This is a genomic window from Pseudomonas sp. B14(2017), assembly GCF_002113255.1.
GTDB lineage: Bacteria > Pseudomonadota > Gammaproteobacteria > Pseudomonadales > Pseudomonadaceae > Aquipseudomonas > Aquipseudomonas putida_Z.
Map to the genome: position 1 here is coordinate 1 of NZ_NEJY01000020.1, position 22,865 is coordinate 22,865.

Genomic DNA, 22,865 nt, shown 5'->3' on the forward strand with positions numbered 1-22,865 from the left:
GCCCCCCGCCCCCACCAACCCCGATCGAACAAACTATCCTTCTGATAGGTCAACCTTTAGGCGCGTCATCGCCGGCCCGTTAGCGCCGGATGACAGACCCGAAGACGATCCCGGAGGGATGCTGATCGTGCACATCGCCGACATCACCATGTTCTACGCCCCCGCCAGTGGCGGCGTACGTACCTATCTTGATGCCAAACACCACCGCCTCGACGCCATCCAGGGCGTCCGCCACAGCTTGCTGATACCCGGTGCCAGTGCCCAACACGCCGATGGCATCTACCAGGTGCCCGCACCGCCGCTGCCGTTCGGCAATGGCTACCGCTTCCCGGTGCGCCTGGCCCCCTGGTGCAATGTGCTGCGCAGGCTCAAGCCCGACCTGATCGAAGTCGGCGACCCCTACCTGACCGCCTGGGCTGCGCTGGAAGCGCGGCGCAAGCTCGATGTGCCGGTGATCGGCTTCTACCATTCGGATCTGCCGCTGCTGGTCAGCAACCGCATGGGTAACTGGTTCACCCCCAATGTAGAGGCCTATGTCAGCAAGCTGTACGGCAATTTCGACCGGGTCCTGGCCCCCAGCCAGGTCATGGCCGACAAGTTGCGCCGCCTGGGGGTGCGCGATGTGCACGTGCAGCGCCTGGGCGTCGACCTGGCCACCTTCCACCCCAGCCAGCGCGACCCGCAGCTGCGTGCCGAACTGGGCATTGCCGACACCAGTCGCCTGCTGATCTACGCCGGCCGTGGCTCGCGGGAAAAGAACCTGCCGGTGCTGCTCGAGTGCATGCAGCACCTGGGCCACCCCTACCACTTGCTGCTGGTGGGTTCGAACATGCCGGCCAACGTGCCGCAGAACGTCAGTGTGATCGATCACTTCTGCCCGGCTCCGGAAGTCGCCCGGCTGATGGCCAGCGCCGACCTGCTGGTGCACGCCGGCGACCAGGAAACCTTCGGCCTGGTCATTCTCGAAGCGATGGCCAGCGCCACGCCGGTGGTGGCCGTGCGCGCCGGTGCTTTCGGCGAAATCGTCAACGAACAGTGCGGGCGCCTGTGCCGCCCCAACGATAGCAAGGCCATGGCGACGGCCGTGCAGGAGGCGTTCGAGGCCGGCGTGCGCAAGCTCGGGGCTCAGGCCCGTCGCCATGCCGAGCAGCAGTATTCGTGGGACCACGTGGTCGCCGGCCTGCTGCAGCACTACCAGGCCGTGCTTGGCCACCAGCCGCAGGTCCGTGCCCATGGCTGAGCCACTGCCGCCAGCGCGCAGCCTGATGCTGGTGCTGCACGATGTTGCGCCCGAGACCTGGCCCGACTATCAACCCTTCGTCCAGGCCGTCGACGCCATCGGCGGCATCCCCATGACCTGGCTGGTGGTGCCGGACTTTCACCACCGCAACCCGCTGCAGCGCTCGCCCACCTTCTGCCGCTTGCTCGAACGGCGCCTGGCCCAGGGCGACGAGCTTGCCCTGCACGGCTTCTACCATGCCGACAACGGCCCGCCACCACGCACGCCCGGCGAATACTTCATGCGCCGCATCTATACCCACGAAGGCGAGTTCTACGCCCTGGACCAGCAGCAGGCCCTGCAACGTCTGGAGCACGGCCTGGCCCTGTTCGCCCAGCAGGGCTGGCCGGTGGCCGGCTTCGTCGCGCCTGCCTGGCTGATGAGCGAAGGCACCCGCCAGGCACTGCGCCGCCTGCCGCTGCGCTACACCAGCACGCCACAGCACTTGTACCGTTTACCAGACTTCACCGCGTTCAAGGCCCCGGGGCTGGTCTGGAGTGCCCGCAGCGCCTGGCGTCGCGGCCTGTCACGGGTGCTGTGCGACTGGCAATGCCGGCGCTGGCACGACGCCCAGACCCTGCGCCTGGGCCTGCACCCGGTGGACATGCGCCATCGCGCCTCCCGCGACTATTGGCTGAACACCTTGAACACGCTACTGGCACAGGGCCGCGAGCCCCTGACCAAGTCCACCTGGCTCGACCGCCAGGCCAACGCATGAACCGCCTGGCCTGGCTGGCCCTGGCACTGCTCGGTGCCGTGCTGGTGCCGGCCCTGCTCGGTGGCAGCGAGTTGCTGCCGAGGCTGCAGCGCTTCGCACCCAGCCTGATGTTGACCCTGCTGGGCATGATCTTGCTGTGCTGGGTCATCAACGCCATCCGCTTGCGCCTGTTGCTCGGCCAGCAAGGAGCAAGGCTTGGGCGCCTGCGCAGCCTGGGTGTGGTGATGGCCACCGAGTTCGCCATCTGTACCACCCCCGGCGGCAGCGGCGGCCCCTTGACCCTGATGGCCCTGCTGGCACGCGACCGGATCGGCCCGGCGCGCAGCGGCGCGGTGTTTGCCATGGACCAGCTGAACGACCTGGTGTTCTTTTTCTGCGCGATGCTGGCGATTGCCGGCTATGCACTGTTCCACAGCCTGGGCCGCAGCCAGGAAAGCATGTTGCTGGGCAGCGCGTTGCTGCTGTGCACGGCACTGGCCGGGGTGATCGGCCTGCTGCGCTACCGGCGCACGGTGATGCGCGTGAACGGCAGGTTGCTGCGCCGCCTGGGCATGAGCCGCCAGCGCAAGTGGCGCTGGGCGCGCAAGCTGCTGCGCTTCATCGACGCACTGGCGCAGACCTGGCGCCTGCCCAAGCGCACGCTGACCCTGGTGTTCACCCTGACCTGCGCCCACTGGGGCCTGCGCTACAGCGTGTTGTATCTGGTATTGAGGGGGTTGGGGGTAGACCTGGCGTGGATTCCCAGCTTTTTGGTGCAGATGCTCTCGCTCAGTGCCGGCCAGTTCAGCCTGCTGCCTGGCGGTGCCGGTGCCGCCGAGCTGACTTCGGCCAGCTTGCTGACGCCACTGGTGGGCAGTTCGACCGCGGCTGCGGCGATCCTGATATGGCGGGCGGTCACTTACTACTTTTATCTGCTGGCGGGTGGGCCGGTGTTTGTGTGCCTGCTGGCGCGCCCGCTGCTGGAGCGCTGGCGGCGTCAGGCGGGTTGAGCTGCTGCCAGAGTTCGGCGGCGCCGGGGAAATCGGTGCCATCGGTGTCGGCCAGGGCTTCGGGGTCGTAGCGGGCCAGGCAGCCTTCACCGAGGGTGGGTGGGGGTGAAGCGGTGGGGTTGTTACGGGTCTTCGCCATTGCATATCCCTCAAGATTGCCGGGGGCGCTTTGCGCCCCTTTCGCCGGCAAGCCAGCTCCCACACCGACCGCATCGACCTCAAGCCAGGTGCAAACCTGTGAGAGCTGGCTTGCCGGCGATGGGCTGCAAAGCAGCCCCAAGGCCATCAATCAAAAACTACAGTCTTGTTGCCATGCACCAGCACCCGGTCTTCCAGGTGATAACGCAGGCCACGGGCCAGCACCATCTTCTCCACATCACGGCCAAAGCGGACCATGTCGTCGATGCTGTCGGCATGGCTGACACGCACCACGTCCTGCTCGATGATCGGGCCGGCGTCCAGCTCTTCGGTGACGTAGTGGCAGGTCGCGCCGATCAGCTTCACACCACGCAGGGCGGCCTGGTGATACGGCTTGGCGCCGACGAACGACGGCAGGAAGCTGTGGTGGATGTTGATCACCTTTTCAGCATAGTCCTGGCACAGTTGCGGCGGCAGGATCTGCATGTAGCGGGCCAGCACCACCACATCGGCGGCATGCTCCTGCACCAGGCGCGACACTTCGGCAAAGGCCGGGGCCTTGTCCTTGGGGTCGACCGGTACATGGAAGAACGGAATACCGTGCCACTCGACCATGCTGCGCAGGTCGTTGTGGTTGGAGATCACGCAAGGGATCTCGCAGTCCAGTTCATCGGTGTGCCAGCGGTGCAGCAGGTCGGCCAGGCAGTGCGACTCGCGGCTGGCCATCAGCACCACGCGCTTTTTCTGCGCCGAGTCGGTAATGCGCCAGGTCATGGAGAACTCTTCGGCGATCGGCGCAAACGCCTCGCGGAAGGCTTCGATACCGAATGGCAGCGATTCGGCGCGGATTTCATGGCGCATGAAGAACCAACCGCTCTGCTCATCGGAGTGGTGGCTGGCTTCGTTGATCCAGCCATTGTACAAGGCCAGGAAATTACTGACTTTCGCCACGATGCCAACACGGTCGGGGCAGGCGATCACCAGACGATAGGTGCGCATGAATGAGACTCCAGAACTTCGCAAAGGCGCTCATTCTAGCGGCCCGCCAGGAAAAACGCAGTATTGATCGCAGCGGCCGTCGCCTGTGTTCCTGACGAGATGCACTGCCGGCATTCTCTGACAGACATGACGAAATGCAGGGTTAATTGTAAATTTTTGTTCACGTAGAGAAATGGTTGTCACAGCTTAGTTAACAGTTAATTGCCCAACAATATGTTTACTTGCGAGTATTGCCTGTCTATTATTGCCCCACACATTTCTGAACACGCATTAAGGAACACTCCATGTCCCTGATCAACGAGTACCGCGCTACCGAAGAAGCCATCAAGGAACTTCAGGCCCGCCTGGCCAACCTGTCGCAGGATGACAAGCTGAAGAAAGAACTGGAGTTCGAAGGCAAACTGCGCACACTGATGGGCGAGTACTCCAAGTCGCTGCGCGACGTGATTGCCCTGCTCGACCCAGAGTCGAAACTGAGCAAGGCACCTCGTGGTGCGGTCAAGACTACCGCCACCAAGCGTGCACGCAAGGTCAAGCAATACAAGAACCCGCACAACAATGAAGTGATCGAAACCAAAGGCGGCAACCACAAGACCCTGAAAGAATGGAAAGCCAAGTGGGGTGGCGATGTGGTTGAAAGCTGGGCGACCCTGCTGGACTGATTGTCCGCACACGCCTGCTGCTTATCGCAACAAGAACGCCGGCATATTGCCGGCGTTTTTGTTTGTCCGCGTTTTGTGTCGGCGCTCAGCCAATTGCAAACTGTGCCTGCAATTGCCGGGCATGTACCTGCCACGCGTCCAGCACGCGCCGCCCCGCCTCGTCGGCGCCCTCCCAGGCCTGCTGCCGCGCCTGTTCGAAGTCGCCCAGCGTATTCGGCGCGCCCCAATGCGGGTCGCTCAGGCGCTGCTGGCAGAAGCTGAACCAGCGTTGCCGCTCTTCGCCGGTCAGGGTCTCGGGGAAGTTGCGCGCCCGATAGCGGAACAACAGTTCAGGCAGGCGCGGGTCATCGAACATCCACTGCCCACGGCCCAACTGCGCCGGTTCCAGTGCACGAACTTGCTCACATAAGCGGCGGTCACGGTCCCCCAGAAAACCGTCATACAACTGTTGTTCCGGGTCTTCACTCGGGGCGAAGTCTTCCTTGCCATAGATGTTTTCCAGCTTGTCTTGCCATTGCGCCTGCTGCTTGGCCAATTCTTCGCCGCGCAATTGTAACAACGTCAAGTCCAGACCCAACCGTTGTTGATCAGCCGGGCGCAATACCGAAAGTGGCGCCAGTACCGGGCAGCGATTGATCTGCACCAATTTGAGCGGCACGGGTAATTCGCCTTCGGCCAGTTCTTCATGGCGGGTATACAAACGCTGGCGTAGAACTTCAGCACTTTCCCGTAGTAACGGTAGGGTTTCCTGATGCAGGTCGCACACAATCAGTGCATTGCGATTACGCGGGTGCCAGGCCAGTGGCAATACGACACCAAGGTAATTGCGTGCCGCCGAGAAGCGTCCGGATATATGCACCAGTGGCTGCAACAAACGGATCTGCTCCATCACTTTATGCTTGCTGCGCAACTGGAACAGCCAGTCATACAACTTGGGCTGTTTTTGCCGGATCAGGCGGGCCAGGGCGATGGTTGCCCGCACGTCGGAAAGCGCTTCGTGGGCATGCCCATGGTCGATGCCATTGGCCTTGCTCAGCAGCTCCAGGCGCAGGCTGGTGCGCCCGTCCTGCTGCGGCCACTCGATGCCGTCCGGGCGCAATGCATAGGCCGTGCGTACGATGTCGATCAGGTCCCAGCGGCTGTTGCCACCCTGCCACTCTCGGGCATAAGGGTCGAAAAAGTTGCGGTACAGGCTGTAGCGGGTCACTTCGTCGTCGAAGCGCAGGGTGTTGTAGCCGGCGCCACAGGTACCAGGGTGCGCCAGTTGTGCGTGCACCCGGGTCATGAACTCGGCTTCGCACAAGCCCTGCTCGGCCAGCAGTTGCGGGGTGATGCCGGTCACCAGGCAGGCGGCCGGGTGCGGCAGGATATCGTCGGAGGGCCGGCAATAAAGGCTGATCGGCTCGTCGATTTCGTTGAGGTCGAAGTCGGTGCGCACGCCGGCCACCTGCAGCGGCCGGTCGCAGCGCGGGTTGATGCCGGTGGTTTCGTAGTCGTGCCAGAAAATGCTGGAGGTCACGGGGTCGTCCTGTATCGAGGTCGACCCGATTCTAGCGCGATTCTGGCGCGACTCCAGCGAGCCTGGGCCCGAGGCTCAGGCAGAGGCGTTGGCGGGGCGGAAACTGAAATAGTCGCGCAACGAGCGGACGAATTCGTCGTACTCGCGGGGCGCCTGCAGCAGCATGAAGCCCGAATCGTAGTGCCCGGGCGTCTGGTCTTCACGGCACCACAGGCAGCTGGCGGTAAGGTTGACGAACTGATGCCCGCCACCAACCAGCGGCAGGCGTAATTGCAGATCGTAGTCGGGCCCGACCAGCACAGGTAGCTGGCTTATCAGCATCAGCCCGTCTTCGGAGGCGTTGCCCAGCTGGCCGATGGCCTGGCCGGTAATGCGGTTGAACACCTTGAGAACACAAGGCAGCTGATGGCGTTCGATGTGGCGCTTGTTGAACATGATCGCAAGTGCAGTCCGTATCCGATGCCAGGAATACGTGGAACTGGCGGTTGTTGTAACAGCTGAGTTACAGATTAGCGCAGCACGCGCGGCAAATCCCGTGAAATAAATCACACCTTGGTGTTAACGCCAAGGTGCGGCGCTCACCGGGTTTGCCACGGCGGCTTCGGCGCCGCGCAAATGGCCGAGTTTCTCCAGGGTCTGCAGGCGAGCCTGGGCGCGATAGGCGTATTCATTGCCCGGGTACTGCTGAATCAGGTACTGGTAGGTCTGCGCCGCATCCACGTACAAGGCCTGGCGCTCCAGGCACTGGCCGCGCAGCAGCGACACCTCGGGGTGGATGAACGGTCGCGCACGGCTGGTGCGGTCGACCTGCGACAGCTCGAGCATGACCCGTGCGCAATCACCACGGTCGTAGGCGCGGTAGGCATTGTTCAGGTGGTGGTCCATGGACCAGCGGGTGCAGCCGACGGCGCTGGCCGCCAGGGCTAAAACGATCAGGGCTCGCATGGGGGTCTCCTTTGATGCCAGTGTATCGGCCTTTGCCGGCAAATCTTCACACCCTTTTGCAAGGATACCCTGCCCGTTCAAATGCCACCCTGCCTTGGTCGCAGGTAGTGCAACGGAACAATGACTACAGCGAGATTCAGGAGTAGCCTTTCGCTGCGCTTCACTATAGGAGTCTGTGCATGAGCATCCGCCGTACCAAAATCGTCGCCACCCTTGGCCCCGCCAGCAACTCGCCGGAAGTGATCGAACAGCTGATCCTCGCCGGCCTGGACGTGGCACGCCTGAACTTCTCCCACGGCACTCCGGACGAGCACAAGGCCCGCGCGCGCCTGATCCGTGACATCGCCGCCAAGAACGGCCGCCATGTTGCACTGCTGGGCGACCTGCAGGGTCCGAAGATCCGCATCGCCAAGTTCGCCAACAAGCGCATCGAATTGAAGATCGGTGACAAGTTCACCTTCTCCACCGCCCACCCGCTGACCGAAGGCAACCAGGACATCGTCGGTATCGACTACCCCGACCTGGTCAAGGACTGCGGCGTTGGTGACGAACTGCTGCTCGACGATGGCCGCGTGGTGATGCGCGTCGAGACCGCCACCGCAGATGCCCTGCACTGCGTGGTGATCATCGGTGGCCCGCTGTCGGACCACAAAGGCATCAACCGTAAAGGTGGCGGCCTGACCGCACCGGCCCTGACCGAGAAAGACAAGGCCGACATCAAGCTGGCCGCGGAAATGGACCTGGACTACCTGGCCGTGTCCTTCCCACGTGACGCCAGCGACATGGAATACGCACGCAAGCTGCGTGACGAAGCTGGCGGCAGCGCCTGGCTGGTGGCCAAGATCGAACGCGCCGAAGCGGTGGCCGACGACGAAACCCTCGACAAGCTGATCCTCGCCTCCGACGCCGTCATGGTCGCCCGTGGCGACCTGGGCGTGGAAATCGGCGACGCCGAGCTGATCGCCATCCAGAAGAAGATCATCCAGCACGCCCGCCGCAACAACAAGGCGGTGATCGTGGCGACCCAGATGATGGAGTCGATGATCCAGAACCCGATGCCGACCCGTGCCGAAGTGTCCGACGTGGCCAACGCCGTGCTGGACAACACCGACGCGGTGATGCTGTCGGCCGAGAGTGCCGCCGGTGCCTACCCGATCGAAGCCGTCCAGGCCATGGCCCGCATCTGCCTGGGTGCCGAAAAGCACCCGACCAGCCAGAAGTCCAGCCACCGCCTGCACACCACCTTCGAGCGCTGCGACGAGAGCATCGCGCTGGCGGCCATGTACACCGCCAACCACTTCCCGGGCGTGAAGGCGATCATCGCCCTGACCGAGAGTGGCTACACCCCGTTGATCATGTCGCGCCTGCGTTCGCACGTGCCGATCTTCGCCTTGTCGCCGCACCGCGCTACCCAGGCCCGTGCCAACATGTTCCGCGGCGTGTACCCGATCGCCTTCGACCCGGCCTCGCTGCCGGCCGACAAGGTGAGCCAGGCAGCGGTCGACGAACTGCTCAAGCGTGGCCTGGTGGAGCAAGGTGACTGGGTAATCCTGACCAAGGGTGACAGCTACCACACCATCGGTGGCACCAATGGCATGAAGATCCTGCATGTCGGTGATCCGCTGGTCGGTTGATCTGCTTCAGAGGGGGCCGCTCTGCGGCCCAATCGCCGGCAAGCCAGCTCCCACAGGTACCGCGCAGGCCCAGGTCTGATGCAATCCTGTGGGAGCTGGCTTGCCGGCGATGAGGCCAGCCCAGGCTACACAAATGCCTCAGGCATGCTCGACAAACACATCGGCAAACACCTGCCCCCGCGGCACCCCGGCAATGAACAGCCGCCGGGCAAACCGCTCGACACTCCCCGGCGCCCCGCACACCAGCGCCACCGTCTGCCGCGATGATGGCCGCAACCCGGCCAACGCTTCATCCAGTTGCTCTGCCAGTACCAACTCGACATTCACATCCGCCATCTCCCGCAACGGCTCGGCCAGATAATGCCCAACGCCCTCGCGCGCCACATGCATGACCCTGATTTCCCCTTGGTGCCCCTGCCGCAGAGCCTCGCGCAAGATGCCCCACAACGGCGCCAGCCCGGTCCCCGCCGCCAGCAACCACAGCGGCCGCTGCTGCCAGTCCGGGTCGTAATGCAAGGCCCCACCCCTTAGCTCGCCCAGGCGCAGCACATCACCCAGCTGCAAGCCACGGGCCTTGTCACAAAAGGCGCCGGGGCGCTGGCAGTCGATATGAAACTCGAGAAAATCATCTTCGCCCGGCAGGCTGGCCAAGGAGTAAGGCCGCGCCACCGCGCCATTCCACAGCACCACATGCTGCCCCGCCTGGTAACGCATTGCCCGTTCGGGCCGCAGCCGCACGCGCAGCACATCGCCGAACCAGTCCAGGGCACAGACCTGCGCAGGCACGCCATCCTGCTGCGGGTCGAACAGCGCCACGCGCAGGTCCTCGACTACCCGGCACTGGCAGGCCAGGCGCCAGCCCTGGGCATGCTTGTCCTGCGCCAGGGCCTCGGGCATGGCATCCAGCGGTTGCCCGCCCAGGCAGTGCACCAGGCAGGCATGGCAACTGCCGGCGCGGCAACTGTAGGGCACGTTCAGCCCGGCCTCGTTCAAGGCATCGAGCAGGTTGCTGCCGGTCGGCACCGCCCAGCGGCGCTCGCCCACGCAAAGTTCGGGCATTTTCAGCTATCTCTTCCAGCTCTTGAGTTTCTGGGGCCGCTTTGCGGCCCTTCGCCGGCAAGCCAGCTCCCACAGTTAATGTGCAGGCTTCAGGCCTGGTGCAATCCTGTGGGAGCTGGCTTGCCGGCGAAGGGGCTGCAGGGCAGCCCCCTCCAAGCATCCTATCTCTACAACAAGTCAGCAAGAACAATGCCTGCCACCTGCCGACCATGGTCCAGACCGGCCGCAGGTGTGCCCGGCACGGATGCGCGCTATACTGCCGCGCCTTTTTCCGTCGGCCTGACCTGCCGGCGCCTTGCAAGGCGCTTCGACACGCTGGTCGGCACCGTCGAGCGCCGTAATGAATGTTCCCGTCTTTAAGAGGAGCGCGCTGCATGACCGTGATCAAGCAAGACGACCTGATTCAGAGCGTCGCCGACGCCCTGCAATTCATTTCGTACTACCACCCCGTCGATTTCATCCAGGCCATGCACGAGGCCTATCTGCGTGAAGAGTCGCCTGCTGCGCGCGATTCCATCGCCCAGATCCTGATCAACTCGCGCATGTGCGCCACCGGCCACCGCCCGATCTGCCAGGACACCGGTATCGTCACCGTGTTCGTGCGCGTGGGCATGGACGTGCGCTGGGACGGCGCCACCCTGAGCGTCGACGACATGATCAACGAAGGTGTGCGTCGCGCCTACAACCTGCCTGAAAACGTCCTGCGCGCTTCGATCCTGGCCGACCCGGCCGGTGCCCGCAAGAACACCAAGGACAACACCCCGGCAGTGATCCACTACTCCATCGTCCCCGGCGACAAGGTCGAGGTCGATGTCGCAGCCAAGGGCGGCGGCTCGGAGAACAAGTCGAAGATGGCCATGCTCAACCCGTCCGACTCGATCGTCGACTGGGTACTGAAGACCGTCCCGACCATGGGCGCTGGCTGGTGCCCGCCTGGCATGCTCGGCATTGGCATCGGCGGTACCGCCGAGAAGGCCGCCGTGATGGCCAAGGAAGTGTTGATGGAGTCCATCGACATCCACGAACTGAAAGCCCGTGGCCCGCAGAACCGCCTGGAAGAAATCCGCCTGGAGCTGTTCGAGAAGGTCAACCAGCTGGGCATTGGCGCCCAGGGCCTGGGTGGCCTGACCACCGTGCTCGACGTCAAGATCATGGACTACCCGACTCACGCCGCTTCGCTGCCGGTGTGCATGATCCCCAACTGCGCCGCCACCCGCCACGCCCACTTCGTGCTCGATGGCTCCGGCCCGGCCGAGCTGGAAGCGCCGTCACTGGACGCCTACCCGGAAATCGTCTGGGAAGCCGGCCCGAGCGCCCGTCGCGTCAACCTCGACGCCATCACCCCGGAAGAGGTCGCCAGCTGGAAGCCGGGCGAAACCATCCTGCTCAACGGCAAGATGCTGACCGGCCGCGATGCCGCGCACAAGCGCATGGTCGAAATGCTCAACCGTGGCGAAGAGCTGCCGGTGGACCTGAAAGGCCGCTTCATCTACTACGTTGGCCCGGTCGACCCGGTCGGTGACGAAGTGGTAGGCCCAGCCGGCCCGACCACCGCCACCCGCATGGACAAGTTCACCCGCCAGATCCTCGAGCAGACCGGCCTGCTGGGCATGATCGGCAAGTCCGAGCGCGGCCCTGCCGCCATCGAAGCGATCAAGGACAACAAGGCCGTGTACCTGATGGCCGTCGGCGGCGCTGCCTACCTGGTGGCCCAGGCCATCCGCAAGTCGAAGGTCCTGGCCTTCGCCGAGCTGGGCATGGAAGCGATCTACGAGTTCGAGGTCAAGGACATGCCGGTGACCGTCGCCGTGGACAGCAACGGTGAGTCGGTACACATCACTGGCCCTGCCCTGTGGCAGAGCAAGATTGCCCAGAGCCTGGCAGTCGAAGTGAAGTAAGCCTGATGTAACGGCGGCGGCCTCTTCGCGGGCTTGCCCGCTCCCACAGGTACAGCGCAAGCCCGAGGGCTACGCGTTACCTGTGGGAGCGGGCAAGCCCGCGAAGAGGCCGCCGCTGTTTTCACAGGACTCTGTCAAACTGCTCCGGCCAATCCCTGCGGGTAAACACCTGCCCTTCCCGCCTCACCCGCCGTACTTCCTCAAGGTCCACCTCACAGACCAGCCACTGACTAGTGGCAGGGCTCGATTCTTCACTCAAGGCCACCACCCCATCCCCCGGCATCCCATGATCCGGCGGCACGAACAGTCCTGCCCGGCCGATATTCTCGTCCAGCGCCGGCGACCAGGGCGCCAGCCCGACCGTAGGGCTCTGCAACACCGCAATCTGGTTCTCCAGCGCCCGCGCCTGGGCACCGATACGCACCCGGTGGTAACCCGCCTCGGTGTCGGTACAGCTCGGGGCGAGGATCAGGTCGGCACCACCCTCGGCCAGGCGCCGCGCCAGCATCGGGAATTCGTTGTCGTAGCAGATCAGGATGCCCAGGCGCCCCAGTTCGGTGTCGAACACCTGCAACCCCTGGCCCGCCGCGATGTCCCATTGCTCCCGTTCGAAACGGGTCATCATCAGCTTGTCCTGGTAACCCAGCACGCCCTTGGGGCCGAACAGCCAGGCACGGTTACGGTAGCGCCCATCGCTGTCCAGCACCGGTACGCTACCCGGTTGAAGGTAGATACCCCAACGCCTGGCAATGCCTTCGCACAGTGCCTTCCAGGGCTCGATCAGCGGCTGGATACCGGCGATGGAGGCCTTCAGGTCACCCCGCTGCTCGGCACTCAGCTGCCCGCTGAGCACCAGCCCGGCGTACTCCGGCAACAGCAGCAGGCGGGCCCCCGCCTCCACCGCTTCGGCACACAGGCCTTGCAGGTGGTCGGCGTAGGCCTCCCAGGTTTCATGCAGCTCGATGGCGTACTGGCAGGCCGCCAGGCGGATCATATCGGCAGTTCCTTGAGCCAGAACGACATCAGCTTGTCGGAGCTTTCCTGCTCGTCCAAGTCGCGCCAGGCGTAGCTGGTGCGCAGCGACGGGTCGTGCAGGAAGCCGCGGTTTCGCCAGAAGCCATGCAATGGCTTGTAGTCCGCTGGCCGCCGTGGATGCACGCCTGGCCGCTCGACCGCACAGAACGCGCAGTAGTCGAACTCGGCCAGCTTGTGGGCGTAGGACTCGCGCTCGATGAAAAAGCGCACCCCCAGGCCCTGGCCACGGTACTCGGGCAGTACCACCGATTCACCAAAGTAGTACACGCTGGCCGGGTCGCGCCCCTGGGCCAGGAACGGCTGCTGGAACTCGGGGGCGACATCCACCAGCGGCAGGCCGGTGGAGGCGCCAACGACCTTGCCGTCGTCCAGTGCCAGCACCACCAGGCTGCGCCCGGAGCGGGCATAGGTGGCCAGGTAGTCGGCCTCGTACTCCGGGGTGCCGTCGTAAAGGTAGGGAAACTCGCGGAACACGGTAAGGCGCAGGCGAGCGAGGTCATCGATGTAAGGCGCGATAGCGGCGCCGTGCAACAGGCGTATTTCCATGCTTGGCGGTCGTTTTGTCGATGTGGATGACGCGCTCGGCTAAGCCGGGCTTGAGGGGAAACCCTATCATCCGGAGCAACGACCCGCCTTTTCCCTCCACGACAGGTATTGTTCCATGACCGCTACCGAACTGGTAAATGCTTACTACGCCGCCTTCAATGCGGGCGACATGCCGGCCTTTCTCGCCCTGCTCAGCGAGGATGTGATCCACGACATCAACCAGGGCGAGCGGCAGATGGGCAAGGCCCGGTTTGCAGCGTTCATGGACAAGATGAACCGCTGCTACCGCGAGCGCCTGGCCGATATCGTGGTGATGCAGAACGCCGACGGCAGCCGCGCGGCGGCGGAGTTCACCGTGCATGGGGAATATCTGGCCGATGACGAAGGGTTGCCGGCGGCCAACGGGCAGACCTATGTACTGCCGGCGGGGGCGTTCTTCTATATCCATTGCGGGAAGATTGCCCGGGTGACCAACTACTACAACCTCAATGACTGGGTTGAGCAGGTGGGTTAAGCCTGGTTGACTGTGCTGCCTGTACTGGCCTCATCGCCGGCAAGCCAGCTCCCACAAGTACTCCACAGGTCTTGAAACCTTCGCTAAACCTGTGGGAGCTGGCTTGCCGGCGATAAGGCCCTGTCAGGCAATACGGGTACCAAGCACCTTGAGGAATGCCGCCAACCACGCCGGATGCGCCGGCCATGCCGGTGCCGTCACCAGGTTGCCCTCCACATGCGCCTGGTCCACCGCGATATCGATGAATGTCCCGCCCGCCAAGCGCACTTCCGGGGCGCACGCCGGGTACGCACTGCATTCGCGCCCTTCCAGCACGCCGGCCGCCGCCAGCAACTGGGCACCATGGCATACCGCCGCGATCGGCTTGCCGGCCTGGTCGAACGCCCGCACCAGCTCCAGCACCCGCTCATCCAGGCGCAGGTACTCCGGTGCACGTCCACCCGGGATCAGCAACGCGTCGTAACCCTCGGCACGCACCCGCACGAAATCGTAGTTCAGGGCAAAGTTGTGCCCCGGCTTTTCGCTGTAGGTCTGTTCGCCCTCGAAATCATGAATCGCGGTACGCACAGTCTGCCCCGCGACCTTTTCCGGGCATACCGCATGCACCGTGTGCCCGACCATGCTCAGCGCCTGGAACGGCACCATGACTTCGTAATCTTCGACGTAGTCGCCGACCAACATGAGAATTTTCTTCGCCGTCATCGCACCCACTCCTTCGATTGCCTTGAGACAGTCACTGCACGATAGCCGGTCTCAGTCGCGACGGTCGAGCAAGTTGACCACCAACCGGTCCAGCCACCCCCACAACCGCTGCTTCACCCGGCGCCACAGCGGCCGGGCATTCCAGTGGCCCAGGTCGACCACCTCGCTCAAGGCGAAATCACGCTCGAAACTGGCCTGCACGGCAGCCGTCAGCGGCGGGTCGAGTGCCTCGATATTGGCCTCGAGGTTGAAGCGCAGGTTCCAGTGATCGAAGTTGCATGAGCCGATACTGACCCAGTCGTCGATCAGCACCATCTTCAGGTGCAGGAAACACGGCTGGTACTCATAGATGCGCACCCCGGCGCGCAGCAGACGTGGGTAATAGCGGTGGCCGGCGTAACGTACCGAGGGGTGATCGGTGCGCGGCCCGGTCAGCAGCAGCCGCACATCGACCCCCTTGCCGGCAGCCCGGCGCAGCGACCGGCGCACGCTCCAGGTCGGCAGGAAGTAAGGCGTGGCCAGCCAAACTCGCTGCTTGCCACTGTTGATCGCCCGCACCAGCGAATGCAGGATGTCCTGGTGCTGGCGGGCGTCGGCATAGGCCACCCGGCCCATGCCCTGCCCCTGCGCAGGCACCTTGGGCAGGCGCGGCAGGCCAAAGCCCTCGGCGGGGCGCCAGGCGGTGCGACGGTTGTTGGCGTGCCACTGGCGGTCGAACAGCAACTGCCAGTCGCTTACCACCGGCCCCTGCATCTGCACCATCACCTCGTGCCATTCACTGGTCGCCTCGCCCGGTGTCCAGAACTCGTCGGTGACGCCCGTGCCGCCCACCACTGCCCAGCGCTCGTCCACCAGCAGCAACTTGCGGTGATCGCGGTACAGGTTGCGCAGGCCACGCTTCCAGCGCAAGCGGTTGTACCAGCGCAAGTACACACCTGCGTCCAGCAGGCGCTGACGCAACTGGCTGTTGAAAGCCAGCGAGCCATAGTCGTCGAACAGGCAGCGCACCCGCACGCCACGTCGGGCAGCCTGCTCCAGCGCTTCGACCACCGCATCCGCGCAGTCACCGGCCTCGACCAGGTACAGCTCCAGGTCGACCTGGAACTCGGCGCGCATGATCGCCAGGAGCATGCGCGGAAAAAACTCGGGGCCGTCGATCAGCAGTTCGAACTGATTGCCATCCCGCCAGGGAAAGACCGGCCCCGGCATGTCAGCGGGCGGTGAAGATCAGCACCGCGCTAACCGGCACCGACGGGTTGATGGACTTGAGCCCGGCGAGCTTGCGCAGGCGTTGCAGCCCCAGCAACAGGCCGAAATCCTCGGCGCGCAGCACCAGGGGCTCAAGGGTCACCACCTGGAAGCGTCGCTCGTCCAGGCGGGTGGCCAGCAGCAGGGCGTTGTAGCTGTGCGACTGGCCATGCAGGGTCACGGTCAATGGCAGGCGCAGTTCGATCTGGGCACCGTTGGCCAGGTCGTTGATCGGCCGCAGGTCCAGTTGCGCCTGCACCTTGGCTTCGGCAAAGCGTTCGACCTCGAACAGGTCCTCGCGCATGCGTTCATCACGCAGCGGAATACCGCTGCTCACCGAGTCCATCTCGATGCTCAACCCGGCCACACCCTTGCGGTCGACCGTGCCATGCAGCACCAGGAAGCGGTGCACTTCGGCGGTGTTACCGTTCTTGCCGGTAATGAACGAAAGGCTCGAAGACTCGCCATCGAGGTGCCAGTTGGCATGGGCGGGCAGGCAAAAAGCCAGCAACAAGGCGGGCAGCAGGCGGGGCAGCTTGAACATGACAGATCTCGTGAAACCAGGCCGCCAACCTTACCCGCCCGCCTTCACGGCAGCAAGCGGCAGCCCTCGCGCGGGCCTTGCCAGGCGGCCTGATTGCGACGGCCCAGGCCTTCGGCGGTAACCTGCCGCTGTTGGCTGTCTTCCTCCAGCAGGCTCAGCGGCAGCCATTGCTTCACGTAGCCTTGGCAATACGCCGGCTCGAACCCCATGACGAAGCGGCACGAGCAATATTCCTTGGCCGAGTAGGCCGAAAGGATACCGGGGAAGTCCGCCAGGGCCTGGCGCTCGTGCCAGGCCCAGTACACCAGCCCCAGCAACACCACCAGCAGCACCCGCTTCATGCCCCCTCCCCAGCCAGCGCCGCGAGTATCCGCTTGAGCAGTTCGTCGTGCTGGTAGCTGCCGTCGCGGTCATCGGCGTAACGCACGATCACCAGCTTTTGCGCGGGCAGCACGTACAGCGCCTGGCCCCAGTGGCCAAGGGCTGCGTAGGTGTCCGCGGGTGCACTCGGCCAAGGCCGTGCAGCGCCGGCCAGCGGCTGGTTGAGCCACCAGTGGCCACCGGGGTTGGCCTCGCCGGGCAGCGCTTGGGCCGCGGCAAACGGCGTGCGGTTGAAAGCCACCCATGGCTTGGGCAGCAATTGCCGATCCTGCCAGCGCCCGTCGCGTTGCATCAGCAGGCCGATGCGCGCCAGGTCGCGAGCGCTGAGGTACAGGTAGGACGAACCCACGTAGGTACCCGCGCGGTCACGCTCCCATACCGCGCTGTCGATCCCCAACGGGGTGAACAGTGCATGCCAGGGGTAGTCGGCGTACTGACCGGCATCGAGCATGCCGCGCAACGCGGCGGCCAGCAGGTTGCTGTCGCCACTGGAATAGAGAAACCGCTGGCCCGGGCTGGCCACCGCTTCCCGCGCCGCCGTATAGGCCGCCATGTCCTCGCGGCCACGGGTATACAGCATGGCCACCACCGAGGACTTGAGCGGGGCGTACTCGTAGTCTTCCTGCCAGTCCAGGCCGCTGGCCCAATGCAGCAGATCGGCCATGCGCACGCCGGGATGGGCGTGCATGGCCGGGTAGAAGCGGGTGACCGGGTCTTGCAGCTGGAAGCGGCCTTCGCCCTGGGCTACGCCCAATAGCGTGGCGAGTACGCTCTTGCTGATCGACCAGGTCAGGTGGGCGGTGGCGCCGGTGGTGGGGGCGGCGTAGCGTTCGTGGAGGATGCGGCCGTCGCGGATGATCAGCAGGGCGTCGGTGCGGATGCCGCTGCGTTCGGGGGTGGTGTGTGCGGGGAAGGCGTAGGCGTCGACGGGTTGCCAGTCGAGGGGGGTGTTGTCGATTGGCCAGTCGGGTTCAGGCCAGTCTTCGGCCCGGGCACAACCCGCAAGCAATATCAGGATGATCAACAGTACCTTCATCGTGATCGCCATTATTGGGGCCGCTGCGCAGCCCTATCGCGACACAAGGCCGCTCCTACAGGTACAGCGTCAGCCTGAACTTGACGCGTTCCCCTGTAGGAGCGGCCTTGTGTCGCGAAAGGGCCGCAAAGCGGCCCCAGGATTCATCGGATCACACAAACCTATCAGGCATTCATGACAATCCCGCAGCAGCCCAAGCCTTGTTCAGCCGCTTCTCCCGCGCCGCCGCCGCCAGCGCCATCACCCCCTGGTCACGCTGCCAGATCTGCGCCCACTGCGCCGGCCCCGCCGCCAACGCAGCATCGATCTCCCCTCGCAGCGCCTGGAACTGTGCAAACAACCCCCCCAGCAACAAATGGCAGCCAACGCTATCGGCGCACTGCCGGCTACCTTCGGCACACCCGGCCAGCAGCCCAAGCAACTGCAGGCGCAGGGCCTGCGGCCAGGCGCACTCCTGCCCCACGCCATACAGCCAGGCCGTCAACGCCGTAAGCACATACAAGTCCTCCAGCGAACGGAACGGCTTCACATAGGCATCCCAACCATCACCGGCCAGCAACTCGCACGCCGCCTGGTCCAGCACCAGTCGCCCATGGCCCACCTCCGGCATCAGCGGCAGGGTCGGCAGCGCTTCCAGCGTCACACCTGGCTCCCCGGGGTAGACCACCGCCAGGTTCAACTGCGGTGCCGCGCCCGTCGCCTCGCAGCGCGCCGCCACCAGCAGCCATTCCGCCTCCAGGCCGGCAGTGACGAAGTCCTTGCTGCCGGTCAGCCGCAAGCCGTCCAGGCGCGTGCGCATGTCCGCCGGCCGCACGCTGCGCCGCTCGGTGGCGCACAGGGCACCGAGGCTCGGTGGAGCACTGGGCCACAGCACGCGCAAGGCGGCCTGGTAGCCGACCAGGAAGGCCAGGCCCGGGGTGGCCATCGCGCGCCCGCCGCGCACCGCCAGTTCGAACGGGGCAACCGGGCCAAGGCGTTCGAGCAGCGCGGCATAGGTTTCGCCCAGGGTGCCCGCCAGCGCTTGGCGAAGCGGGTCGTTGAGTCGTTGCAACCAGGCCATCGGTCGGCTCCTTGCTGAAGGGCTTTCAGTTGAGGCTAAGGGGTGTCACGCAAGCATCACCAAAGATTCACAGGGGTGACACCCCATCTACCTAGGCTGACTTTGCACAACAAAGCCGACCGGCCGCAACCCTTCATGGCTGGCTTATGGAGACTCGTAATGACTCGGATCGCTCACGCTGGCGACAACAGCACCGAACGCCGTCTGCAAGCCGAACGCCTGGTTGGCGCCGCGGCCCTGCAGGAAGCCCAGGCCCTGCGCTACAAAGTGTTCAGCGCCGAATTCAAGGCCAAGCTCAAAGGAGCCGAGCAAGGCCTGGACATGGACGACTACGACGTGCACTGCCGCCACATTGGCGTACGCGACCTGAGCACTGGCGAGCTGGTTGCCACCACCCGCCTGCTCGACCATCAGGCCGCCAGCAGCCTGGGCCGCTTCTATAGCGAAGAAGAATTCAGCCTGCACGGCCTGTTGCAGCTGCAGGGCCCGATCCTGGAGCTGGGCCGCACCTGCGTAGCCCCCGATTACCGCAACGGCGGCACCATCGCCGTGCTCTGGGGCGAACTGGCCGAAGTGCTCAACGAAGGCCGCTACAGCTACCTGATGGGCTGCGCCAGCATCCCCATGCAGGATGGCGGGGTGCAGGCCCACGCGGTAATGCAGCGCCTGCGTGACCGCTACCTGTGCACCGAGCACCTGCGCGCCGAGCCGAAGAACCCGTTGCCCAACCTGGCCCTGCCAAACAACGTCATTGCCGAAATGCCACCGCTGCTCAAGGCGTACATGCGCCTGGGCGCGAAGATCTGCGGCGAGCCGTGCTGGGACGAAGACTTCCAGGTGGCCGACGTGTTCATCCTGCTCAAGCGCGACGAACTGTGCCCACGCTACGCCCGCCACTTCAAGGCAGCGGTCTGATGCCGAAGCTGCGGGTAATGGCCCGCCTGACTCGACTGCTGCTGGTACTGCTGCTGGGCATGCTGATGGCCAGCGTGATCGCCCTGGGCGAACGCCTGGGGTTCAAGGCGCCCATCGAGCGCCGCCAGCGCTGGACCTGCCTGTTCATGAAGCGCCTGGTCGCGGCCCTGCCCTTCGATGTGCGGGTGGTCGGCGAGCTGCCGCAGCGGCCGATGCTGTGGGTCAGCAACCACGTGTCCTGGACCGATATCCCGCTGCTCGGCATGCTGCTGCCGCTGTCGTTCCTGTCCAAGGCCGAAGTGCGCCACTGGCCGGTGGCCGGCTGGCTGGCGGAAAAGGCCGGCACCCTGTTCATCCGCCGTGGCGGGGGCGACAGCCAGCGCCTGCGTGAACAGATCGCCGGGCAACTGGGCCTTGCCCGGCCGCTGCTGATCTTCCCGGAAGGCACCACCACCAGCGGCCGTACCCTGCGCACCTTCCATGGCCGCCTGCTGGCAGGCGCCATCGACCGTGGCGTGGCGGTGCAGCCGGTCGCCATCCAGTACCTGCGCGATGGCCAGATCGACCCGATTGCACCGTTCATTGGTGACGATGACCTGGTGTCGCACCTGATGCGCCTGTTTGCCCTGCCGCGGGGCGAGGTATGCATTCACCTGCTGCAGCCGATCGGCAGCGTGGGCAAGGAGCGAGCGGTGCTGGCGTTGCAGGCGCAGCAGGCGATTCACCTGGCGTTGTTCGGGGTTGAAGAAGTTGAGCTGGCGCCACGGCGGCAGGCGCGGGCTGCCTGAATTCTTGCACTGCCAGTACCGGCCTCTTCGCGGGCTTGCCCGCTCCCACAGGGACCGCGCATATCTTGAGAACTGCGCCAACCTGTGGGAGCGGGCAGCCCGCGAAGAAGCCAGCGCGGGACTAACTGCCAGACAACCGGCCAGCCGCTGCAAACGCCTGCAACTGTGGATAAAACTCCCTGAAGTCCGCCAGCAATGGCTCATACAGCCGCTCCAGCTCCCCCATCACCCCAACCATCCCCTCCGGCCGCGACAGGCGCCGGGCAATGCCGTTGAACACCTGCTCCAGCGTGGCAAAGTCGCCATACGCCCCCAGCCAGTCATCCGCCGCCATGAACGGCGCAATCCGCGCCAGCCGCCCCGGCAACTCGGGCTCCGCCAGCAACACCCGATAAAAGTCCCCGGTGAACTGCGCCAGCGGCTGCTCGGCGTAATCCCGCCAATGCCGGGCCAGGCAATGGTCGAAAAACACATCCAGAACAATGCCGGCAAAGCGCCGCCGCTCCCGCGGAAAGCGCGCCAGTGCCGCCAGCACCAACGGGTGCTGGTCGGTATAGCTGTCGATATGCCGGTGCAACCGGATGGCCGCCTCCAGCGCAGGCGGGAAGCGCCCTTCCAGCGAGCCTTTGACGAAGTCGCCATACAGGCTGCCAAGCAGTTGTTGCGGCGCCGGGCCGCCAAGGTGCAGGTGTGCGAGGTAGTTCATGAGCGCAGTCTAGCACCGCCGCCCCCTATATCGTTATAACGCGATATAGCGATTCGTGCTCAGCTCAGAACCTCTTCATATTTGTATATCGGGAATCCACGATTTACATTTCGTCCTATCGCGATATACCGCTACAACGAGCCTCAACCCATGCCTCTCGATCTCGACGAAATCATAAAAGCGCTGGCCCACCCGGTCAGGCGAGAAATCCTCAGCTGGCTGAAGGACCCGGCAACGCAATTCCCCGACCAGTACCACAGCACCGAGAACGGTGTGTGTGCCGGGCAGATCGACCAACGCTGCGGCCTGTCGCAGTCGACCGTCTCCGCCCACCTGGCCACCCTGCAGCGCGCCGGGCTGATCAGCAGCCAGAAGATCGGCCAATGGCACTTCTTCAAACGCAACGAAGCCACTATCCAGGCGTTTCTCGAACAACTGCGCCAAGCACTCTGAACAGGCAGGTAACCGTCATGACCACGCTTTTCGATCCGATCACCCTGGGCGACCTGCAACTGCCCAACCGCATCATCATGGCCCCGCTCACCCGCTGCCGGGCCGACGAAGGCCGCGTGCCCAATGCGCTGATGGCCGAGTACTACGTGCAGCGCGCCAGCGCCGGGCTGATCCTCAGCGAGGCGACCTCGGTCAGCGCCATGGGCGTCGGCTACCCGGATACCCCTGGTATCTGGAACGACGAGCAAGTGCGTGGCTGGAACAATGTGACCAAGGCCGTGCATGCCGCTGGCGGGCGCATCTTCCTGCAGCTGTGGCACGTTGGCCGCATCTCCCACCCCAGCTACCTGAACGGCGAGCTGCCGGTAGCCCCCAGCGCGATCCAGCCCAAGGGCCATGTAAGCCTGGTGCGCCCGCTCAGTGACTACCCCACCCCACGCGCGCTGGAAACCGAAGAAATCATCGACATCGTCGAGGCCTACCGCAGCGGTGCCGAGAATGCCAAGGCTGCCGGTTTCGATGGCGTGGAAATCCACGGTGCCAACGGCTATCTGCTCGACCAGTTCCTGCAGAGCAGCACCAACCAGCGCACCGACCGCTACGGCGGCTCGCTGGAAAACCGTGCTCGGCTGCTGCTGGAAGTGACCGATGCGGCCATCGAGGTGTGGGGCGCAAACCGCGTTGGCGTGCACCTGGCGCCGCGTGCCGATGCCCATGACATGGGCGATGCCGATCGTGCCGAAACCTTTACCTACGTGGCCCGTGAGCTGGGCAAGCGTGGTATTGCCTTCATCTGCTCGCGGGAAAAGGAAGCCGATGACAGTATCGGCCCGCTGATCAAAGAGGCGTTCGGTGGCCCGTACATCGTCAATGAGCGGTTTGACAAGGCCAGTGCCAATGCAGCCCTGGCCAATGGCAAGGCCGACGCCGTGGCGTTTGGCGTGCCGTTCATTGCCAACCCTGACCTGCCGGCGCGGCTGGCGGCGGATGCGCCGTTGAACGAGGCGCGGCCGGAGACTTTCTATGGCAAGGGGCCGGTGGGGTACATCGATTATCCGCGGTTGTGATTCAGGGCCATTCGCGGGCACGCCCGCTCC

At 64.6% G+C, this 22,865-nt stretch carries 25 protein-coding genes; 11 read left to right on the plus strand and 14 right to left on the minus strand.

Annotated features, from left to right (window positions below; translation table 11 throughout):
* Positions 1-118: 118 nt before the first annotated feature.
* From CAG34_RS20395 to CAG34_RS20405, 3 genes are read left to right on the plus strand one after another with little or no spacing between them, the layout of a single operon-like run.
* Positions 119-1,240 carry a glycosyltransferase family 1 protein gene (locus CAG34_RS20395; protein ID WP_025340498.1) on the plus strand — a complete coding sequence of 374 codons (1,122 nt, stop codon included), beginning with the start codon at positions 119-121 and terminating at the stop codon, positions 1,238-1,240.
* Positions 1,233-1,997, plus strand: coding sequence for a DUF2334 domain-containing protein (locus CAG34_RS20400; protein ID WP_085592060.1), 765 nt, complete (start codon positions 1,233-1,235; stop codon positions 1,995-1,997). Before CAG34_RS20395 ends, CAG34_RS20400 begins: the two co-directional genes overlap by 8 nt.
* Complete coding sequence (locus tag CAG34_RS20405) at positions 1,994-2,986, plus strand: lysylphosphatidylglycerol synthase transmembrane domain-containing protein (protein ID WP_085592062.1); 993 nt, start codon at positions 1,994-1,996, stop codon at positions 2,984-2,986. Before CAG34_RS20400 ends, CAG34_RS20405 begins: the two co-directional genes overlap by 4 nt.
* 285 nt (positions 2,987-3,271) lie before the next feature.
* On the opposite strand, the gene purU is transcribed toward CAG34_RS20405, so the two are convergent.
* Positions 3,272-4,123: a formyltetrahydrofolate deformylase gene (gene purU, locus CAG34_RS20415; protein WP_023662871.1), complete on the minus strand. Its 852-nt coding sequence runs from the start codon at positions 4,121-4,123 to the stop codon at positions 3,272-3,274.
* A gap of 284 nt (positions 4,124-4,407) precedes the next feature.
* Between purU and mvaT the strand changes: the two genes are divergently transcribed.
* A complete protein-coding gene (gene mvaT / locus CAG34_RS20420) occupies positions 4,408-4,785 on the plus strand; it encodes a histone-like nucleoid-structuring protein MvaT (protein ID WP_003259590.1) in 378 nt (125 codons plus the stop codon).
* 85 nt (positions 4,786-4,870) lie between these two features.
* Here the strand turns inward: mvaT and sbcB are convergent, their stop codons facing one another.
* From sbcB to CAG34_RS20435, 3 genes are all read right to left on the minus strand, one after another.
* On the minus strand, positions 4,871-6,304 hold the full coding sequence (gene sbcB / locus CAG34_RS20425) for an exodeoxyribonuclease I (protein ID WP_085592066.1): 1,434 nt from the start codon (positions 6,302-6,304) through the stop codon (positions 4,871-4,873).
* A gap of 75 nt (positions 6,305-6,379) precedes the next feature.
* Entirely contained in the window at positions 6,380-6,739 is a 360-nt protein-coding gene (locus tag CAG34_RS20430; protein WP_025340502.1) for a PilZ domain-containing protein, read from the minus strand.
* A gap of 123 nt (positions 6,740-6,862) precedes the next feature.
* Positions 6,863-7,249 (minus strand): hypothetical protein, encoded by a 387-nt coding sequence (locus CAG34_RS20435; protein ID WP_084785259.1) that lies wholly within the window; start codon positions 7,247-7,249, stop codon positions 6,863-6,865.
* 179 nt (positions 7,250-7,428) lie between these two features.
* Between CAG34_RS20435 and pyk the strand changes: the two genes are divergently transcribed.
* A complete protein-coding gene (gene pyk / locus CAG34_RS20440; RefSeq protein ID WP_013974057.1) occupies positions 7,429-8,883 on the plus strand; it encodes a pyruvate kinase in 1,455 nt (484 codons plus the stop codon).
* 138 nt (positions 8,884-9,021) lie between these two features.
* Here the strand turns inward: pyk and CAG34_RS20445 are convergent, their stop codons facing one another.
* A complete protein-coding gene (locus CAG34_RS20445) occupies positions 9,022-9,942 on the minus strand; it encodes an iron-sulfur-binding ferredoxin reductase (protein WP_085592068.1) in 921 nt (306 codons plus the stop codon).
* A 374-nt stretch (positions 9,943-10,316) separates the two neighbouring features.
* Between CAG34_RS20445 and CAG34_RS20450 the strand changes: the two genes are divergently transcribed.
* A complete protein-coding gene (locus CAG34_RS20450) occupies positions 10,317-11,840 on the plus strand; it encodes a fumarate hydratase (RefSeq protein ID WP_025340505.1) in 1,524 nt (507 codons plus the stop codon).
* A 121-nt stretch (positions 11,841-11,961) separates the two neighbouring features.
* Here CAG34_RS20450 and CAG34_RS20455 read toward each other — a convergent pair whose 3' ends face one another.
* Together CAG34_RS20455 and CAG34_RS20460 are read right to left on the minus strand one after the other, a co-directional pair.
* A complete protein-coding gene (locus CAG34_RS20455; protein WP_085592071.1) occupies positions 11,962-12,834 on the minus strand; it encodes a carbon-nitrogen hydrolase family protein in 873 nt (290 codons plus the stop codon).
* Positions 12,831-13,421, minus strand: coding sequence for a GNAT family N-acetyltransferase (locus tag CAG34_RS20460; RefSeq protein ID WP_013974061.1), 591 nt, complete (start codon positions 13,419-13,421; stop codon positions 12,831-12,833). The genes CAG34_RS20455 and CAG34_RS20460 overlap by 4 nt, the downstream gene beginning before the upstream one ends.
* Positions 13,422-13,536: 115 nt before the next feature.
* Between CAG34_RS20460 and CAG34_RS20465 the strand changes: the two genes are divergently transcribed.
* Complete coding sequence (locus tag CAG34_RS20465; protein ID WP_015271666.1) at positions 13,537-13,935, plus strand: nuclear transport factor 2 family protein; 399 nt, start codon at positions 13,537-13,539, stop codon at positions 13,933-13,935.
* 123 nt (positions 13,936-14,058) lie between these two features.
* Here CAG34_RS20465 and CAG34_RS20470 read toward each other — a convergent pair whose 3' ends face one another.
* The 6 genes from CAG34_RS20470 to CAG34_RS20495 form a co-directional block, all read right to left on the minus strand.
* Positions 14,059-14,637 carry a DJ-1/PfpI family protein gene (locus CAG34_RS20470; RefSeq protein WP_085592073.1) on the minus strand — a complete coding sequence of 193 codons (579 nt, stop codon included), beginning with the start codon at positions 14,635-14,637 and terminating at the stop codon, positions 14,059-14,061.
* Positions 14,638-14,688: 51 nt separating this feature from the next.
* Positions 14,689-15,846 carry a phosphatidylserine/phosphatidylglycerophosphate/cardiolipin synthase family protein gene (locus CAG34_RS20475; protein ID WP_025340509.1) on the minus strand — a complete coding sequence of 386 codons (1,158 nt, stop codon included), beginning with the start codon at positions 15,844-15,846 and terminating at the stop codon, positions 14,689-14,691.
* A 1-nt stretch (position 15,847) separates the two neighbouring features.
* The gene (locus tag CAG34_RS20480; protein ID WP_085592075.1) at positions 15,848-16,429 is read right to left on the minus strand and encodes a YceI family protein; all 582 of its coding nucleotides are present in this window, start codon (positions 16,427-16,429) and stop codon (positions 15,848-15,850) included.
* A gap of 44 nt (positions 16,430-16,473) precedes the next feature.
* On the minus strand, positions 16,474-16,770 hold the full coding sequence (locus CAG34_RS20485) for a hypothetical protein (RefSeq protein WP_025340511.1): 297 nt from the start codon (positions 16,768-16,770) through the stop codon (positions 16,474-16,476).
* The gene (locus CAG34_RS20490) at positions 16,767-17,846 is read right to left on the minus strand and encodes a serine hydrolase (RefSeq protein ID WP_085592077.1); all 1,080 of its coding nucleotides are present in this window, start codon (positions 17,844-17,846) and stop codon (positions 16,767-16,769) included. Before CAG34_RS20490 ends, CAG34_RS20485 begins: the two co-directional genes overlap by 4 nt.
* A 172-nt stretch (positions 17,847-18,018) precedes the next feature.
* Positions 18,019-18,906 (minus strand): acyl-CoA dehydrogenase, encoded by an 888-nt coding sequence (locus tag CAG34_RS20495; RefSeq protein WP_085592079.1) that lies wholly within the window; start codon positions 18,904-18,906, stop codon positions 18,019-18,021.
* A 159-nt stretch (positions 18,907-19,065) separates the two neighbouring features.
* Between CAG34_RS20495 and olsB the strand changes: the two genes are divergently transcribed.
* Positions 19,066-19,821: an L-ornithine N(alpha)-acyltransferase gene (gene olsB / locus CAG34_RS20500; protein WP_015271672.1), complete on the plus strand. Its 756-nt coding sequence runs from the start codon at positions 19,066-19,068 to the stop codon at positions 19,819-19,821.
* The gene (locus CAG34_RS20505) at positions 19,821-20,609 is read left to right on the plus strand and encodes a lysophospholipid acyltransferase family protein (protein ID WP_025340514.1); all 789 of its coding nucleotides are present in this window, start codon (positions 19,821-19,823) and stop codon (positions 20,607-20,609) included. Before olsB ends, CAG34_RS20505 begins: the two co-directional genes overlap by 1 nt.
* A 121-nt stretch (positions 20,610-20,730) precedes the next feature.
* Here CAG34_RS20505 and CAG34_RS20510 read toward each other — a convergent pair whose 3' ends face one another.
* Entirely contained in the window at positions 20,731-21,315 is a 585-nt protein-coding gene (locus CAG34_RS20510) for an ACP phosphodiesterase (RefSeq protein WP_085592081.1), read from the minus strand.
* Positions 21,316-21,465: 150 nt separating this feature from the next.
* Here CAG34_RS20510 and CAG34_RS20515 point away from each other — a divergent pair, with 150 nt between their 5' ends.
* Positions 21,466-21,768 (plus strand): helix-turn-helix transcriptional regulator, encoded by a 303-nt coding sequence (locus CAG34_RS20515; RefSeq protein ID WP_003258229.1) that lies wholly within the window; start codon positions 21,466-21,468, stop codon positions 21,766-21,768.
* A gap of 17 nt (positions 21,769-21,785) precedes the next feature.
* Positions 21,786-22,835, plus strand: coding sequence for an alkene reductase (locus CAG34_RS20520; RefSeq protein WP_013974072.1), 1,050 nt, complete (start codon positions 21,786-21,788; stop codon positions 22,833-22,835).
* Positions 22,836-22,865: the final 30 nt, after the last annotated feature.